Here is a 14,742-nt window from a genome sequence, read left to right as displayed (position 1 = left end):
GTCGTATGGTAATCATCACGCACCATTTTGTTTCCAACCATCACTCTAAGTCCAACCTTGCCGCAAACCCAAATAGTATCGTCCCGTCTGCTGAATGAAACGCGTTGGCATACCGCAATTCAGGTTGAGAGCCAGTAATCCCAGGGATTGGCGTTCCAAAGCCCTTGGGCCGTTGTTTGGCATCCCTTTCATGAAGCATTCGGTCGTGCGTTGATGAAGTGAGGGAACTGCCTTGATAACAGAACCAGTAATTCGATCCTAGCTGGCGGTTAGGTCGCCCGGTGAATGCCACCGGTTCGATGAGATCAACGGAGGTCCCTGCCGTTCAGCGGATAGATTTGTGCCGCACGTAGCGCCTGAATTTGGATAGGTGGTCATTGGCACGAAGCCCAACAGCGGCGAAGCCATCCACGGCGTCCGTGCTGGCATTGTGCAAGCGGATGTGGAAATGAAGGGGCGCGCGATAGGCACGGCGCGGGGTCGCAGGCGGCGGAGTTAGATCTGCGGTTGCCCACTTTAATGATGGTATCGCGCGTGACGTTGTCGTTCAGCGTCACATTGAAACTCGTCAGATTGGCGTAGAGATGGCGATACACGTGCGACGCACGTCATTCACCGAGGAATAGCGACGTCCTATCTGGTATCCATAACCTGTATTATCCCAACCGCGTATGTATACCTCACTCTGCCCGGCCTGCGCAGCATACATTAATGTTGAACGGCACTCCAATGTCCAGGCGTTTTGAACTCAGCGTTGTCCGTGTGCTTGTCAGAAGTACACTGACATTCACAGAGTGCCGCTGCCGAGATGGATTGGGGCCCACCAATTGTCGGCAGAGCCTTTCTAGAGGATTGCACATCCCCTCGGGCCGTACGGTTCAACATCCACCCCGCAGGACTGGGTGGCTATCGAACCGAATCCAAACAAATCGCCTCTCGTTTTCAGCAAAAAACTCGGATCAGGAGAGACAGATGGAAGCACAGGAAGACCCGCTTCGCGGGCGTCGTGGCACGCCAGATCGCAGGTTGAGCAGGCTGAAGCCGATTAGCCTCAACGACGCTTTCCAGCGAAGGCCATGACTCGTTGCGGCCGCAAAAGCTGTGGGGGTTCCTCAGGCGCTGGTGCGAACTCAGAATCGGCAATCGTGTCTGGCAGCGAAGTCATATGGGTCAGCGTGGGTATAGGTGCTGATGGACAGAACCAGGCTGCTGCGCGTGAGCCCTCAACGGCTGGCGATGGGCCGATTTCTGGTTGTGCGCAAGGGAGCGAATGAACCCGTCTGGAGAACACCGGCAAGATCAGCGTGCAGCACTTGACTCCGGACTTCATTCTGTGTCGCATTGCGGGCGACCGATCGGTAATGGGCATTACTCCCGGGTCTGCAAATCCTGTTCAGATGCTATCACCAACAAGAAAAGGGAGGCTATATCGATCCGGTTGTCGTCCAGAGGATCACCTCCGGGGGTATAGAGTGAGCACATAAGGTCGAAGCTCCCCGGCGCTAAGGGGGACGATCTGTGGGAGTGTGTATGAGATTCCACTGGCTCAGGGTGATGCAACGAGTCCAAGTACAGGGATCTGTGCATTAGAAAGAGAGGTGGGCCCCTTGCATAGGGATCAGCAAGCACTCGGCCACCTGCCCACCCGCAGGCGACGGCATCCCCTTGCGGACGGAGATCAGATCGGGCTGGGGACCGGAGGGACAAGAACTTAGCTGTCGGGTAGTTTTTTTTGCAGGCAGGGGTAGCGGCAGCCACGGCTGCACGAACAGCAGGCTGCAAAACCATCAGCAGATGGACGACCAGCAGCGGCGTCCTCGCCATAGCCGCGAGACAGGAAGGTGTGGTGGAAGAGATGAAAGAGTGAGGAACACCAGCGTAACATGACAACGGACTCCTTTCGTGCAGCGATCGAAACGGATGGGGTCAGGGACAGTTTCCTGACTGCTGTAAGGAGGTCTCAGGCCGGGAGAGATCTCTCGCCGGGGACTTCCGAAGTCGGGAGGCGGCTCGAAAGGCGGGGGGCAGGCTTGTAGCTGGTCACAGCATACCACCTGCGCGCGGCGGTCTATCAAGCGGCAAAAAATTGCGCTCTCGGAATTGCTCTCGAATGCCGGTTAGGCTGGCCACCGGCCGATTCAGGCAGTTGCCCGCAGGAGGCGCTGCTCGTCCCGGACGCGGCGGGCAGCGGCCAATGAACGCGCGGGCCCGCTGCGCAGGACGTTGATCATTTCGGCCATGATGCAGACGGCAATTTCCGCAGGGGTGCGCGCGCCAATGTCCAGGCCGATGGGCGCGTAGATACGGCTGAATTTCTCTGGCGGGATGCCCTGCTCCTGGTTGAGAAGCTGGAAGACGGCGCTCACCCGACGCTGCGAACCGATCATGCCGATGTAGGCCAGCGGCGCGTCCAAGCACTTCGAGCAGGCAATCAATGTCGTACTGATGACCGCGCGTGACCAGGACGATGTAGGAGTCCTTGTCCAGACGACCATCGGTCAGCATGGCATGCACCGTCTCGCGCAGCGGCGCGGCCAGAACCTGGTCGGCCTGCGCAAAACGCTGACGGTTGGCAAACTGCGGCCGGTCGTCCAGCACAGTGACGGTGAATCCGCACAAACTCCCCAGGCTGGCCAGCGGCACGGCGATGTGGCCCGCGCCCACGATGACCAGATGCGGCGGCTGGCGCTGCACCTCCACGAAGACACGCAGCGTCGCGCCCATCTCCTGGCTGTAATCCAGGGTGCGGTGCTGCTTGCCGCTCAGCACCGCGGCCGCATCAGTCAGGACGCGCGCGTCCAGGTCACCCAGGCCCAGGTCGCCCAGCGGTGGTTGATCTCGCCAGACCAACGCCCGGCGCCCCTGGCTGGCCTGGTACGGCCCGGCCGCAGCGATCACGGTGACAAGGGCCACGCCGCGCTTGTCGTCGAGAGAGGCAAGCAGTGCCGTGAGAATCGGATCGGTCATTGGCCCCAACGTTCGATGAAGACATTCATGATGCCGCCGCAGACGCCCAGGCTCTGCATGGAGATGTCCTCGGTCAGATCCACATGGATATTCTGCGGTTCGCCGGTTTGGATCACATCCAGCGCCGCGCGGATGACATCGGCCTCGCCGCAGCCGCCGCCAATCGTGCCCACGTGCTGGCCCAGCGGATGAACAATCATCTTGGCCCCCACCTCACGCGGCACCGATCCCCGCACCTCGGTGATGGTCGCCAGGGCCACGGTTTCGCCCTGGTCAAGCAGGTCGTTCAGTCGGTGATAAATCGTGTCCATCGGTTACGCTTGCGCCTACCTCCGCAGATAATCGTCCGGGGTATCCATGTCGCTCAAAATCGTCGGGCTGTCCAACGTGATATGCTCGATCTGTCCAGCCAGCGAGGTCCAGAGGGAGCGCAGGCTGTCTTGCCAACAGCGCCAGCCCGACCGGCCATACCGCACGCGGTAAACAGATGGGATGCCCGGCGCCGCATCTGGTAGCTGGGGATGATGATGCGCTGCGGCGGGCCATCGCGCCAGGCCGCCATCACGGCGGCGATGGTGCCCGCCTGGATGCGCGGCTGATCCCCCACCGCAATCAGCGCCGCGTTCACCGTTGGCCCCAGGGCGCGCAGCCCCACCTGGATGGATGAAATCATCTCGCCGGCGGCGTGATCGGGGTTGAAAACGACACGTAGCGGATAGCCTTGCAGCACGGCCGCCAGCGCCTCATGCTCGTACCCGGTCACCACCAGCAGATCCGCCAATGGCGCGGTCAGCAGGGTGGTCACCACCTGCTCGATGACCGTTTTCTGGCCCCACGGCAGCAGTGGCTTGAGCCGGCCCATGCGCGAGGAACGCCCGGCCGCCAGCACCATACCGGCAATCATCGTCGCGGCGCCAGGCCGGAGGCTTTCATCTCGTAGCCCGATCCGTTCCACGATCGGGCGGGCCTGCATGTCCAAACAAGGTCTTTCATCATGGGCCAATCATAGCACATGGCATCCCCTGCTGCCAAGTTCACCCACCACCAGGCGATCTCCAATCTCCAATCTCCAATCTCCAATCTCCATCTCCAATCCCAATCTCCGATCTCCAATCTCCAATCTCCGCCCCGCTGCTTGACAAATTTTCGACCCCGTGCGATAACAGTACCATCAAACTCGATTTCGTGTTGAGCATCGTCACGGGCAGGTAACTATGACTGAATCGCAATCGGTACGGATTCTCATCTTGACCGCGGATGCAGGCGCGGGGCACCGCAGCGCCGCTAACGCTGGATGGAGCGTTGCGCGCTCGCTATGGCGACCGTGTCGTCACTGCGATTGTCAATCCGCTGCACGAGCCTCATGCACCGATGGCGTTCCGTTTGGCCGAGGAAAATTACCTCAACCGGGTGCAGGCCACGCCCACCCTCTACCAGTTGCAGCACGAGGCCACTGATTCGCCGCTTTCGGCCGCGATCTTCAGCCTGTCGGCGCGCTTGCTGCTGACGCGTACTATGACGCGGCTGCTGGTGCGCTGGCAACCCGATGTGGTGGTTTCGGTTTACATGCTCTACAGCGAGGCAGTGGCCGCGGCCAGCGCCCGCCTGGGCCGCCCGATTCCACATATCACCGTCATCACCGACCTCGGTTCCACCGTCCATGCAGTTTGGTTCTCGCCGCACGATACGCTTTGCGTGGTGTCGTCGGAGGTCGTGCGGCGCAAAGCCCTCACCTGCGGCATGGACGAAGCGCATGTCGTGGTCGCCGGCATCCCTGTGGATCGGCGCTTTGGTCAACCGACGGCCCCGGCCAGCACGTTGCGAGCGGAGTTGGGCTGGGAGGCCGATACGCCGGCCATTCTGCTGATGAGCGGCGGCGCGGGCATCGGTCATGTGGCCGACCTGGCGGCTGCAATTGATGCAGCCTGCCTGCCTGCGCAGTTGGTTGTGGTCGTCGGTCGTAACGAAGAATTGGAAGAGCATCTGCGCGCCGTGGCCTGGCGCAATCCCACCCACATCTACGGCTTTACGCGCGAGGTGCCCACGCTGATGCACGCCTCGAACATCGTCTTGACCAAAGCCGGCGGCCTTTCGGTGAGCGAGGCGCTGGCCGCGGGGCTGCCAATCATTCTGCACAGCGCAATTCAGGGCCAGGAGACCGGCAATGTGGAGCATGTGGTGGAGCATGGCGCCGGCGTGTGGGCGCCGACCTCGGCCGAGGTTGTGCGCACGCTCAGGCGCTGGTTGGTGCAGGACCCGCAGGAGTGGCGACGCTACACCGACGCGGCGCGCGCATTGGGGCGCGCGCAGGCGGCCGATGATGTGGCTGGCCTGGCCTTCGATGCGGGATACCAGGCGCAGGGGCAAATGCGGCCGGCCGCGGCGCCGCCCCGGCTGATCACCCGCATGCGCCCGCTGCGCGCCTGGGCGGGGCGCTATGCGCGGCGCATGCTACGACCCTAGCTGTGCCGCGAACCGGCTGAGCAGGGTGCGTGACCTCATGTCAAGGCTGAGCGGTGTCACCGAGACGAGGTGATCTACCACGAACGCGTAGATGTCGGAGTCGGACTCCAGGCGCGCCCGGTCAATCTTGATCTGATAGGGCAAACGCACCTCGTCCTCGAAGCGCAGGCGATCACTCGGGATCGTCTCGTAATAGGGCAAGCGCGACTGCCGCGTCAGACGCCAGGGCGTCTGCGGCGTGGCGGCTGCGGGAATGTCCATCTTGAGCACATCCACGTCAGGCGGGAAGGGCTGGGAGAGCGCCAAGCCTGCCAACCAGCGGGCGAAATGCACCGCCGTGCGCCAATCAACGTCGTAACCGAAACGAGCATGGTAGGCGGGATCGGTCTCCAGCGAAATTGCCAGCGCGGGCACGCCCATATCCGCCGCCTGCAAAGCCGCTCCCACCGTGCCCGAAACCATCACGCTGGTGCCCAGGTTCTCGCCATAGTTGATGCCGGAGATGACCAGGTCCGGACGCTGCTGGCGGCAGACTTCGTGCAGGCCATAGAGAACCGCTTGAGCCGGAGAGCCAGGCACTGAGTAGGCCGGCAGACGGTCGCCGTTCAGACGTAGCTCTTCCACAAAAATGGCGCCGCTGATGCCGCCAGGCAGGCTGCGCCCCATGGCGCTTTGCTGATCCTTCGGCGCCACCACCACCAAATCGGCCAGATCATGCACCGCCTCGATCGCCGCCATCAGGCCCGGCGAATGAATCCCATCATCGTTAGTCAGCAAAATCAAAGGCCGCGTCATCAAGAAAATCTCTCCAAATTGGGGCTTGTCGCTGAGACTTCAAGGCTTGGTGCGCTCGGATAATACGCGCGGTCGTAAGAAAATTTCACGATATGGCGCCTGTGCTTGGTGTTCGGAGCCATATCTCTCTCGCAGGGAATTCTTCTACCTGCCTGATCAGGATTGGGAGCAGGCCATAAGTCTCCCGGATTCTGCGATAGAGTAGCCCTCGGTCTGGATCGTGATCCGCCACCCGCCGTTCATGGATAGCAACCCATTCCTTGGGAAACTTCCGCCACAGGTCCGAATGCATGGACTCGTATGCGCTGATTTCACGATCAAGTTTTGCCCGCTGCTGTTCGCGCAGGTAATACGCCACAGCATCATTGACGATGTCGCTCAGGCTACGGCCCCTCCTGCCGCGCATCATCTTCGAGACTGACCAGAAGATCTGGTCGCAGCCTAATTGCTTCCATTGCAATCAACCTCAGCTATCAACCTCTTGGGTTTCTCTTGTGTCCAGTCGGGCGCTCAATAGGCGCATTTTTACTGCAAGCGGACACGAATTGCGCCTGTTTCCTTAGGCGAAAAAGTGAAGTCTATTCCCGCTTGCAGTATAGCATGAGGTCAACGGCAAGGCAAAGGCCGGTCTGCGCTCGGCTTCGGGAATCCGGACAAAAAGACAGGATTCACGGGATGAACCGCGGCATCCTGTTCATCCTGTAAATCCTGTCCAGCTTCTGCGCACGCCGTCAGGCTGCTTAGCGACCGTTCCTGACGCCGCGGCGGGTGTCAATGTCATCTGGATACATCAGCGCCTCGCGCCCGCGCTCGCCGGTGCGGATGCGCACCACGTCATCCACCGGATAGATGAAGATCAGTCCGTCGCCCTCCTTGCCGGTACGGGCCGCGGCCATGATCGCTTCGATGGTCTTCTCCACGTTGTGATCGCTCAGCACGATGTTGACCTGCGCCTTGGGCAGCAAGTCCATGTGGTAGGAGGTGCCGCGCCAGGAAAGCTCAATGCCGCCCTGGCGACCATGCCCGCACCTCGATGACGTTCATGCCCATGATGCCGATCGCGCGCAGCGTCCATGACATCGTTCAGTGCTTCTTCGCGAATGATCGCTTCGATTTTCTTTGTCATCAGTCTGTCCTTTGCTCTTTGCCTGCGCCCTCGCCAGCCGCTGGATATGGCGCTCAGCCTACTTGCCTGCCAGGCCGCCGGCCAGGGCGGATGGCGGGCCGCGGGGTGCGGAAGTTGCCGCCAGGCATCAGGACGTCCACGTTGGTGTAGCCGGGCACGCCCATCTCCGGCAGGTCAAGACCGTGCAGCTCATGCGCCGGCTCGCTGCGCAGCAGCTTGAGCGCGTTCAACACCTTGAAGAAGGCGTAGGACAGCCCGCCCACAACCACAATCACCGAGACCGCTTCCAACCCCTGCGCCACTATCTGGCTGGAGCTGCCGTAGAGGAGACCGCGCACCGGGCCGGCCACGCCATTCCAGCCATCGGTGAAAGGATTGCCATTGGCAAAAATGCCCACCGCCAGCACGCCCCACAGGCCGTTGGCAAAGTGGACGGGCACAGCGCCTACCGGATCATCAATCTGCAGCTTCTCCAGGCCGAAGGTCACGGCGCACACCAGCACACCGGCGATGAGGCCGATCAACACGGCGGCCGGTGAGTCAACGAAGGCGCACGATGCCGTGATGGCTACCAGGCCGGCCAGGACACCGTTGACCGAGAGACCCGGATCTGGCTTCTTGCTTGGCCCCACCAGCCACATCAGGGTCATGGCGGCTACGCCACCGGCCGCCCGCCAGCAGGGTGTTGATGGCCGCGTTGACCGCCAGCACGCGGCCTGCGCCCATGAAGGCCAGCGATGAGCCGGGGTTGAAGCCAAACCAGCCGAAGTACAGAATGATCGTACCCAGGATGCCCATCGGGATGTTGTGGCCGGGGATGGTGTTGGCGCTTCCGTCCTTGTTGAAGCGCCCGATGCGGGGGCCGATAACCATCGCACCGGCCAGCGCCAGGGTGCCGCCGATCAAGTGAACCACGCCCGACCCGGCAAAGTCCACCGCGCCGTTGCCCAGCCCGGCAAAGCGGCCCAGGTTTTGCAGCCAGCCGCCGCCCCACACCCAGCCGCCGACCAGGGGGTAGATGAACATGCTGACCCACAGGCCCATGAGCACGAAACCGCTGAACTTCAGGCGCTCGGCCATCGAGCCGGTGGGGATGGTGGCCGCGGTGTCCATGAAGACCATCTGGAAGAGGAAGAAGGAGAGCACGGCCACGTTGGCGCCGACGCCCATGAGCATGAAACCGCTGCCGCCCAGCAGGCCCACCTGGCCGAAGCGCAGCAGCGGCGTGCCCAGCAGCCCCGCCATGTCGCCCAGGGTGGTGGGGAGTGCGCCCAGGCGGCCGCCGCGCCGACGGCCGGATAGGTGAAGTTGACCGCGCCGAACTGCAAGGCGAAGCCGGTCAGCCAATACCCCAGCGCGCCGATGCAGAACACCATCATGTTCATCATCATCGTGTGCGCCACATTTTTGGCGCGGGTGAAGCCGGTCTCGACCAGGGCAAAGCCGGCCTGCATAAAGAAGACCAGGAAGCCGGCGATCAGCATCCACATCACATTGAGGCCGATCGCAGGATCATTGAGCGGATCAATGCCATCGCCGGCAAAGACACGGGGCGCCAGCATGCTAAAAACCCCCAGAGTGGCCAGGAGCGCGGATACGCGCACCCCAAAACGAAACAGTTTCTCTTTCATCGCACAAAAAATCCTCCCTGCGAATCAGGTGCGTGTTCACGCACAACGCAGGGAGGTTATCACAGTCACGGGCCAACTTGCCACGTTCAGCCTGTACAAAAGCTGTTTTCGACCATTTGTGCATTCACAACAGAACTATCCAAACCGGCGCCCCGCTCCTTTGTGCAATCTGCCCGAATCTCCACTCTCCACTCTCCAACCTACAGCCCCGGCGCCACGCGCGCCAACCGTTCCACCGCGCGTTCCAGGTCGCTCATGGCGGTGGCGATGCTGAAGCGCACATGCCCTTCGCCGGCCGCGCCGAACTCGATGCCGGGGGTGCAGGCGATATCAGCCTTTTCCAGCAGGGCATCGGCCACCTGCGCGCTGTTCAGAGCGGTGTTTGGGAAGGTGGGAAACAGGTAGAACGCGCCTTCGATGGGAGCGCACGCGATGCCTGGAATCTCCTCCAGCGCGTCCAGCATGAAGCGCCGGCGCGCATAGGAGGCAACCATTTCCTGGATGCAGTCCTGCGGGCCGTTGAGCGCCGCGATCCCCGCGGCCATGACAAACGAGGCCGCGGACGTGACGCTGTGCGTCTGCAATTTCATCGCCAGCTTGACGATGGGCTGTGGCGCGGCCAGCCAGCCCAGGCGCCAGCCGGTCATGGCAAAGGCCTTGCTGAAGCCGTTGACCGTGATCGTGCGCGCGGCCATGCCCGGCTCAGCCGCCAATGAGTAATGCAGCGCGCCGTCGAACAGCAGGTACTCATAAATCTCGTCGCTGATGACATAGAGGTCGGCCGCGTTCGCCACCGCGACGATAGCGTCAATTTCGCCGTGTCAGCACCCGGCCGGTCGGGTTGCTGGGGCTGTTGACCATGATCGCTTTGGTCCTGGGCGACAGGTGCCGGCGCAGAATCTCTTCTGTCACCAGGAAATTCTGGTCGCTGGGCAGGCTGACATGCACCGGCGCCGCGCCGTTCAAGCTGACGATCGGATCGTAGCTGACCCACGCTGGTTCCAGGATCATCACCTCATCGCCGGGATTGACCAGCGCGGCGATGGCGAGGTAGAGCGCCCATTTGCCGCCGGGGGTGACGACGATCTGGTTCGGGTTGACCTTGATGCCGTTTTCACGTTCCAGCTTGGCGGCGACGGCCTCCAACAGTTTGGGTTTACCCTGCGCGGGCGGGTAGTTGGTGTCGCCGGCGTTCATCGCCTTGACCGCGGCGTCAATGATGTGCTGCGGCGTCTTGAAATCAGGATCGCCGCCGGCCAGCGCGATGATATCGCGGCCCTGCGCCTTCAGCGCCCGTGCCTTATCCGAAATGGCAACCGTGGCCGAAGGGGGAATTCCGGCCAGCAGGTGAGACAGGTTTTGCATAACAGTTCTCCGTCAGCTAGGTTCACGACCAGTAACTGCTCAGGCGGTGCGCCGTCGCAAGCGAGCGATTGAAATCGCGCCTGATGGGCGTGACGGCCGGGCGTCCACCTGCGTGGACGCAATCCTGGTCGGCGCAGGCCGACCTTGCGGCGGCACGCCCTTGCGCCCCGAATTCATTCGGCGGCTGTAGTCGGCGCAGGATGCCTGAACAGTGTTGCACTTTCATTGTAAACGAGGCCGGGCAAACGGGCAAGGCCAAGGGGGATGGAGGTGTTGAGATAGAAACGCCCCGGCAGCATCAAAACTTGCTACGGGCCTTGTCTATGCACAATCGCTTCCTGATTTCTCAGGGAGGAATGTTCTGTATGACCGATCGTGCTGTTCGTGTGCGCTTTGCCCCCAGCCCCACCGGCTATTTACATATCGGCGGCGCCCGCTCGGCGCTGTTCAACTATCTCTTTGCCCGCCACCACGGCGGCCAGTTCATCCTGCGCATCGAGGACACCGACCAGAAGCGCTTCGTGGCCGATTCGGTGCAAGACCTGATGACCAACCTGCGCTGGCTCGGCCTCGATTGGGATGAAGGCCCCGATGTGGGCGGCCCCTATGGCCCCTACACGCAGACCGAACGCGCCGCTCTCTATCAGCAGTGGGCCAACTGGCTGGTGGACAACGGGCACGCCTACCACTGTTATTGCAGCGCGGAACGCCTGGAAGCGATGCGCGCCGAGCAGACAGCCAACAAGCAACCGCCCGGCTATGATCGCCACTGCCGCCACCTCAGCGCGGCCGAACGGAGCGCCATCGAGGCCGCGGCGCGCCTTCCATCGTGCGCTTCGCCACGCCGCGGGACAGGCGACACCGCGGTTCACGATGCCGTGCGCGGCGAGATGATCTTCAGCAACAGCACCCTGATGACGTGGTGCTACTCAAGTCCGATGGCCTGCCCACCTATCACCTGGCGGTGGTGGTGGACGACCACTTCATGGAAATCAGCCATATCCTGCGCGGGATGAGTGGATCAGTGCCCCTCCCGCTCACGTCCTGCTCTACCAGGCCTTTGGCTGGGAAATCCCGGTCATGGCCCATCTGCCGGTCATTCTCGACCCCAGCGGCAAGGGCAAGATGAGCAAAACGCAAGGTGCGCGGGCGATAAGGAATACCCGGTCTTCGTCGAATAGCCGCGCAGCGAAGGCTACCTGCTCAAAGGCGTCTTCAACCTGCTCACCAACGTTTGTTGGTATAATACGGGGGACACCGAGGTCTACACCAAAGAGGAAGCCATCGCCGGCTTTGATCTGACCGGCATCAACGCCGCGCCGGGCTGCGCCGCCCTATGGCAAGCTGGAGTGGCTCAACGGCGTCTACGTGCGCAACCTGGCGCCGGCCGAACTCGAGCGCCGCTTGATTCCTTCCCCACGCGCGCTCAATCTGATGCCGCGATGTTGGCCGAAAACCCCGTGCTCGACATCCTGCTGGTGGATGTGCAGGAGCGCATCAAGACGCTCTCTGAGGCTGCCGCTATGCTGGACTTTGCTCTGATCGAAGCGCTGCCCGCTTACGACAGCAAACTGCTCATCGCTAAGAAGCTCGACGCGGCCGCCTCGCAGCAGGCGCTCAGCGCCACACGCGCCGCGCTCGTCAGCCTGGGCGACCTCAGGACCCAGAGCATGTCGAATCCACCCCTGCGCGCCTGGCGGAAACCCTGCACCTCAGCGCCGGGCAGCTGTTCGGCATCCTGCGCATCGCCATCAGCGGCAAGCCGGTGACGCCGCCGCTGTTCACCAGCATGAAGGCGCTGGGCGCAACCACCGTCCAGCGCCGCATTGACGCCGCGCTGGCGAAATTGGCCGCCTTGAACTAATCGCCTTTTCTGGCGACGATTTCTATCGTCGGCTGGGTGTGCAAGGAGGCTTTGACATGACCGCAGCAGCGATTCTCGCACACGAAGTGATCGGCAGCGGCGCCGAAAAAGTCATCGTTTTGGGTGGCTGGCTCGGCGATCGCGGCGTATTCCAACCGATTCACCATTTATTGGATCGGGACAAGTTCACCTATTGCTTCGCCGACCCGCGTGGCTACGGCGGTTCGATGGACATCGCCAGCCAGCACCAACGCGGAAGTGGCGGGCGATGTCGTCGCCCTAGCTGCGCTGGGCTGGGACAAGTTCCATTTCATCGGTCATTCGATGATGGGCAAAGTGGCGCAGTACCCGTGCGCCCATCATGGCGATTCGCGCCAAGGCGGTCGTGGGCGTCCCCCGCCTGCCTGTCACATCGAACTGACGCGAGGCGGTCACCAGCTCTTCTCCACCGCCTGGGAAATCCCGCCAACCGCGGCATCATCTGCATGGTCACCACCGGCAACCGCAATACGCCGGTCTGGGAACAGCACATGATTCGCGAGTCGCTGCGCACTACCACGCCAGCGGCCTTCCGCGACTACTTCACGATGTGGGCAGGCGAGGATTTTGCTGCGGACATGCCTGGCTGCCAGACGCCGTTTCTGGCGATGACCGGCGAGTTTGATGGCGGCGTGCCGACCGCGTTCGTGCAGGCCACCGTCATGCGGTGGCTACCCAACGCCGAGCTGCACGTCATGTCCAACTCCGGCCACTATCCGATGCAGGAGACCCCCATTCAGTTCGTCACCGTCTGTGAAAGCGTTCCTGGGGCGCTTTGCCTGATCGGCCAGGATCTGGTTCACGCGCCCCGCAGATTTGTCACAGCGCGGCCCTTGTGCTAAAATTCTCTCGTTGTCATCGTAGTGGGGGATCGTCTAATTGGCAGGACAGCAGATTCTGGATCTGCGTGTTGGGGTTCGAGTCCCTATCCCCCAGCCAGTATAAGAAAAAATGAAAAAGACGCCGGGTGATTCACCCGGCGTCTTTTTAGTCTGACCCGCATACGCCAGCACATTGGAGGTGCGCAGGCTCCAGGCCGCGCCAGGTCCTGGTTGCTCAGGCTGCCAGAGTGCCCAGCAGATTACCCGCCGCGCCCTTGATCTCCACAGTGAAGATGCCGGGGCCGCGGCATTGTTCGCTTCCGTGGTGTCAATCTGCACCCACAGTTGCAGCGCGGCCTGGGTGGCGCCGGCCGGCAACGTCAGCGTCTGCGTCAGGTAGTCGCTGGCGTTCGTGTATCCGCCCAACCAGGCGCTTTGACTGCCGCTGTGAACAAAAAAGCCATCGAGCAATGGAAAACCTGCCGCCGAGGATTCCTGCCAGGGAGCCAGGGTAGCTGCCTCGAAGACCCGATTGACCACAAGCTCCAGGCAGCCGCCTGGCGCGTCATGTGCGGCCACGGGTCGCCCCGCCAGCAGCAGAAACAGCCCGGCGATGAGGGTCATGGCAGTTAAATTAACCCCTCGACCTCTGCTGCAGGCGACCACCTGCGTGCGGCGCCGACGCGATGGCGGACATGAATTGATGATCCTGCGACCGATTCTGTAAGGGTTCCTGCATGAAAGGTTCTCTCTCGAAAATTCTCAAGGGCATGGCTGTCCACGGCGAGCGGTGATGAAAGCACACACCGGGTCTGCGAAACCCGGTGTATGCTCTGGATCCCTCAGCCTTTTCTTCCCAGGCCGCCACCACCTGTTCGAACTCCGCTTCGTCTTCGATCTCGACCAGAACCTCTTCGTCGCCCTTTTTCGATGCGTAGAATCGTCAAAGGCGTCTCCGAGTCCTCGTCTTCGTCCTCGTCCTCGTCGTTTTCCGCTTCCTCATCATCGGCTTCGTCGTCATCCAGCGGTGTCAGCACCGCATAGTCGCTGCCGGCCACCGCGATGACCTCCACCAGGACAAATTCCTGTTCATTTCCGTTCTCATCGCTTAGCACGATGATCTCCCTACCCTCGTCGTCCTGGTCGATCGTGATCAGGTCGTGATCGTGATCAGTGATTATGGTTCGATCAGTTCGTCCCTTTCTTGATTCGCTCGCACTCTGCAACGTCATATTTCTGCGAACTCTTCCTCTGCTGCGAGCGGGAATGAACTCCACTTTTCCGCCTACGGGAACAGGCGCAATTCCTGTGCCCGCTTTGCGGTATATCGGTGTCACGCCAATTCATACTAACTTTCTCGAGTTCGCTCAACACCCGCTCGAAGCGATCAGACCCTCATCAATCAAGTCACGCGGGATCATCACGGCGGCGCAAAGCGAAAATCGTGTTAGCCACTAGCCGAGGATGACCAGACCAGTTAACACTGATCTACCAACTCGTTGTGCAGTTCTCCACCGCTCCCTTAGTGAGCTTATCGTTGACCAGTTCTGCGCCCACCATCAAGCCCAGGCCACGCACATCCCGTCGTCGGATGAGCGCGGCCATCTCCTGCAGGCGCCTTCAGGTACTCGCCCTGCCGCTGGCCTGCTGCTCCGCGAACTCTTCTTGATC

General features: G+C 61.7%; 15 protein-coding genes, 1 tRNA gene and 1 pseudogene. 6 read left to right on the top strand and 11 right to left on the bottom strand.

Going from position 1 to position 14,742, the window contains the following annotated elements; genetic code table 11:
- Window positions 1-2,040 precede the first annotated feature (2,040 nt).
- The 3 genes from IPG14_RS19060 to IPG14_RS19050 are packed head-to-tail and all read right to left on the bottom strand — an operon-like array spanning window position 2,041 to window position 3,940.
- Window positions 2,041-2,967 carry an XdhC family protein gene (locus IPG14_RS19060; protein WP_343392860.1) on the bottom strand — a complete coding sequence of 309 codons (927 nt, stop codon included), beginning with the start codon at window positions 2,965-2,967 and terminating at the stop codon, window positions 2,041-2,043.
- Window positions 2,964-3,278, bottom strand: coding sequence for an XdhC family protein (locus IPG14_RS19055; protein WP_343392859.1), 315 nt, complete (start codon window positions 3,276-3,278; stop codon window positions 2,964-2,966). Before IPG14_RS19055 ends, IPG14_RS19060 begins: the two co-directional genes overlap by 4 nt.
- A 53-nt stretch (window positions 3,279-3,331) precedes the next feature.
- A complete protein-coding gene (locus IPG14_RS19050; protein WP_343392861.1) occupies window positions 3,332-3,940 on the bottom strand; it encodes a nucleotidyltransferase family protein in 609 nt (202 codons plus the stop codon).
- Between the two features lie 329 nt (window positions 3,941-4,269).
- Here IPG14_RS19050 and IPG14_RS19045 point away from each other — a divergent pair, with 329 nt between their 5' ends.
- Window positions 4,270-5,430, top strand: coding sequence for a glycosyltransferase (locus IPG14_RS19045; RefSeq protein WP_343392858.1), 1,161 nt, complete (start codon window positions 4,270-4,272; stop codon window positions 5,428-5,430).
- Here IPG14_RS19045 and surE read toward each other — a convergent pair.
- The 7 genes and pseudogenes from surE to IPG14_RS19010 form a co-directional block, all read right to left on the bottom strand.
- Window positions 5,419-6,225 carry a 5'/3'-nucleotidase SurE gene (gene surE / locus IPG14_RS19040; protein WP_343392857.1) on the bottom strand — a complete coding sequence of 269 codons (807 nt, stop codon included), beginning with the start codon at window positions 6,223-6,225 and terminating at the stop codon, window positions 5,419-5,421. The genes IPG14_RS19045 and surE overlap by 12 nt on opposite strands.
- Window positions 6,226-6,310: 85 nt before the next feature.
- Window positions 6,311-6,685 carry a hypothetical protein gene (locus IPG14_RS19035; RefSeq protein WP_343392856.1) on the bottom strand — a complete coding sequence of 125 codons (375 nt, stop codon included), beginning with the start codon at window positions 6,683-6,685 and terminating at the stop codon, window positions 6,311-6,313.
- 280 nt (window positions 6,686-6,965) lie between these two features.
- Entirely contained in the window at window positions 6,966-7,196 is a 231-nt protein-coding gene (locus tag IPG14_RS19030) for a P-II family nitrogen regulator (RefSeq protein ID WP_343392855.1), read from the bottom strand.
- Window positions 7,197-7,404: 208 nt separating this feature from the next.
- Window positions 7,405-8,521: pseudogene (locus IPG14_RS19025) on the bottom strand (ammonium transporter).
- Window positions 8,416-8,982: a hypothetical protein gene (locus tag IPG14_RS19020; RefSeq protein ID WP_343392854.1), complete on the bottom strand. Its 567-nt coding sequence runs from the start codon at window positions 8,980-8,982 to the stop codon at window positions 8,416-8,418. Before IPG14_RS19020 ends, IPG14_RS19025 begins: the two are co-directional and overlap by 106 nt.
- 200 nt (window positions 8,983-9,182) lie before the next feature.
- Window positions 9,183-9,776: an aminotransferase class I/II-fold pyridoxal phosphate-dependent enzyme gene (locus IPG14_RS19015; protein ID WP_343392853.1), complete on the bottom strand. Its 594-nt coding sequence runs from the start codon at window positions 9,774-9,776 to the stop codon at window positions 9,183-9,185.
- Window positions 9,777-9,789: 13 nt separating this feature from the next.
- Window positions 9,790-10,347, bottom strand: coding sequence for an aminotransferase class I/II-fold pyridoxal phosphate-dependent enzyme (locus tag IPG14_RS19010; RefSeq protein ID WP_343392852.1), 558 nt, complete (start codon window positions 10,345-10,347; stop codon window positions 9,790-9,792).
- A 365-nt stretch (window positions 10,348-10,712) separates the two neighbouring features.
- On the opposite strand from IPG14_RS19010, the gene IPG14_RS19005 reads away from it, so the two are divergent.
- The 5 genes from IPG14_RS19005 to IPG14_RS18985 all read left to right on the top strand — a co-directional run bounded on the left by IPG14_RS19005 (window position 10,713) and on the right by IPG14_RS18985 (window position 13,704).
- Window positions 10,713-11,363, top strand: coding sequence for a glutamate--tRNA ligase family protein (locus tag IPG14_RS19005; protein ID WP_343392851.1), 651 nt, complete (start codon window positions 10,713-10,715; stop codon window positions 11,361-11,363).
- Between the two features lie 426 nt (window positions 11,364-11,789).
- Complete coding sequence (locus IPG14_RS19000; RefSeq protein WP_343392850.1) at window positions 11,790-12,116, top strand: hypothetical protein; 327 nt, start codon at window positions 11,790-11,792, stop codon at window positions 12,114-12,116.
- A 151-nt stretch (window positions 12,117-12,267) separates the two neighbouring features.
- Window positions 12,268-13,092, top strand: a complete 825-nt coding sequence (locus IPG14_RS18995) for an alpha/beta hydrolase (RefSeq protein WP_343392849.1) — start codon at window positions 12,268-12,270, stop codon at window positions 13,090-13,092.
- A 22-nt stretch (window positions 13,093-13,114) separates the two neighbouring features.
- Window positions 13,115-13,189, top strand: a tRNA-Gln gene (locus IPG14_RS18990).
- 329 nt (window positions 13,190-13,518) lie between these two features.
- Window positions 13,519-13,704, top strand: coding sequence for a hypothetical protein (locus IPG14_RS18985; protein ID WP_343392848.1), 186 nt, complete (start codon window positions 13,519-13,521; stop codon window positions 13,702-13,704).
- 209 nt (window positions 13,705-13,913) lie between these two features.
- On the opposite strand, the gene IPG14_RS18980 is transcribed toward IPG14_RS18985, so the two are convergent.
- On the bottom strand, window positions 13,914-14,408 hold the full coding sequence (locus IPG14_RS18980) for a DUF1292 domain-containing protein (RefSeq protein ID WP_343392847.1): 495 nt from the start codon (window positions 14,406-14,408) through the stop codon (window positions 13,914-13,916).
- Between the last annotated feature and the right edge of the window lie 334 nt (window positions 14,409-14,742).

This window comes from Candidatus Amarobacter glycogenicus, assembly GCF_016704105.1.
Lineage (GTDB): Bacteria > Chloroflexota > Dehalococcoidia > Tepidiformales > Tepidiformaceae > Amarobacter > Amarobacter glycogenicus.
This window is presented reverse-complemented; position numbering and strand designations above follow the sequence as displayed.

Bases quoted from the DNA above. Each gene is read 5' to 3' on its own strand.
- IPG14_RS19060 (WP_343392860.1), bottom strand. From the start codon at position 2,967: ATGACCGATCCGATTCTCACGGCACTGCTTGCCTCTCTCGACGACAAG.
- IPG14_RS19055 (WP_343392859.1), bottom strand. From the start codon at position 3,278: ATGGACACGATTTATCACCGACTGAACGACCTGCTTGACCAGGGCGAA.
- IPG14_RS19050 (WP_343392861.1), bottom strand. From the start codon at position 3,940: ATGCAGGCCCGCCCGATCGTGGAACGGATCGGGCTACGAGATGAAAGC.
- surE (WP_343392857.1), bottom strand. From the start codon at position 6,225: ATGACGCGGCCTTTGATTTTGCTGACTAACGATGATGGGATTCATTCG.
- IPG14_RS19030 (WP_343392855.1), bottom strand. From the start codon at position 7,196: ATGGACTTGCTGCCCAAGGCGCAGGTCAACATCGTGCTGAGCGATCAC.
- IPG14_RS19020 (WP_343392854.1), bottom strand. From the start codon at position 8,982: ATGAAAGAGAAACTGTTTCGTTTTGGGGTGCGCGTATCCGCGCTCCTG.
- IPG14_RS19010 (WP_343392852.1), bottom strand. From the start codon at position 10,347: ATGCAAAACCTGTCTCACCTGCTGGCCGGAATTCCCCCTTCGGCCACG.
- IPG14_RS19005 (WP_343392851.1), top strand. From the start codon at position 10,713: ATGACCGATCGTGCTGTTCGTGTGCGCTTTGCCCCCAGCCCCACCGGC.
- IPG14_RS19000 (WP_343392850.1), top strand. From the start codon at position 11,790: ATGTTGGCCGAAAACCCCGTGCTCGACATCCTGCTGGTGGATGTGCAG.
- IPG14_RS18995 (WP_343392849.1), top strand. From the start codon at position 12,268: ATGACCGCAGCAGCGATTCTCGCACACGAAGTGATCGGCAGCGGCGCC.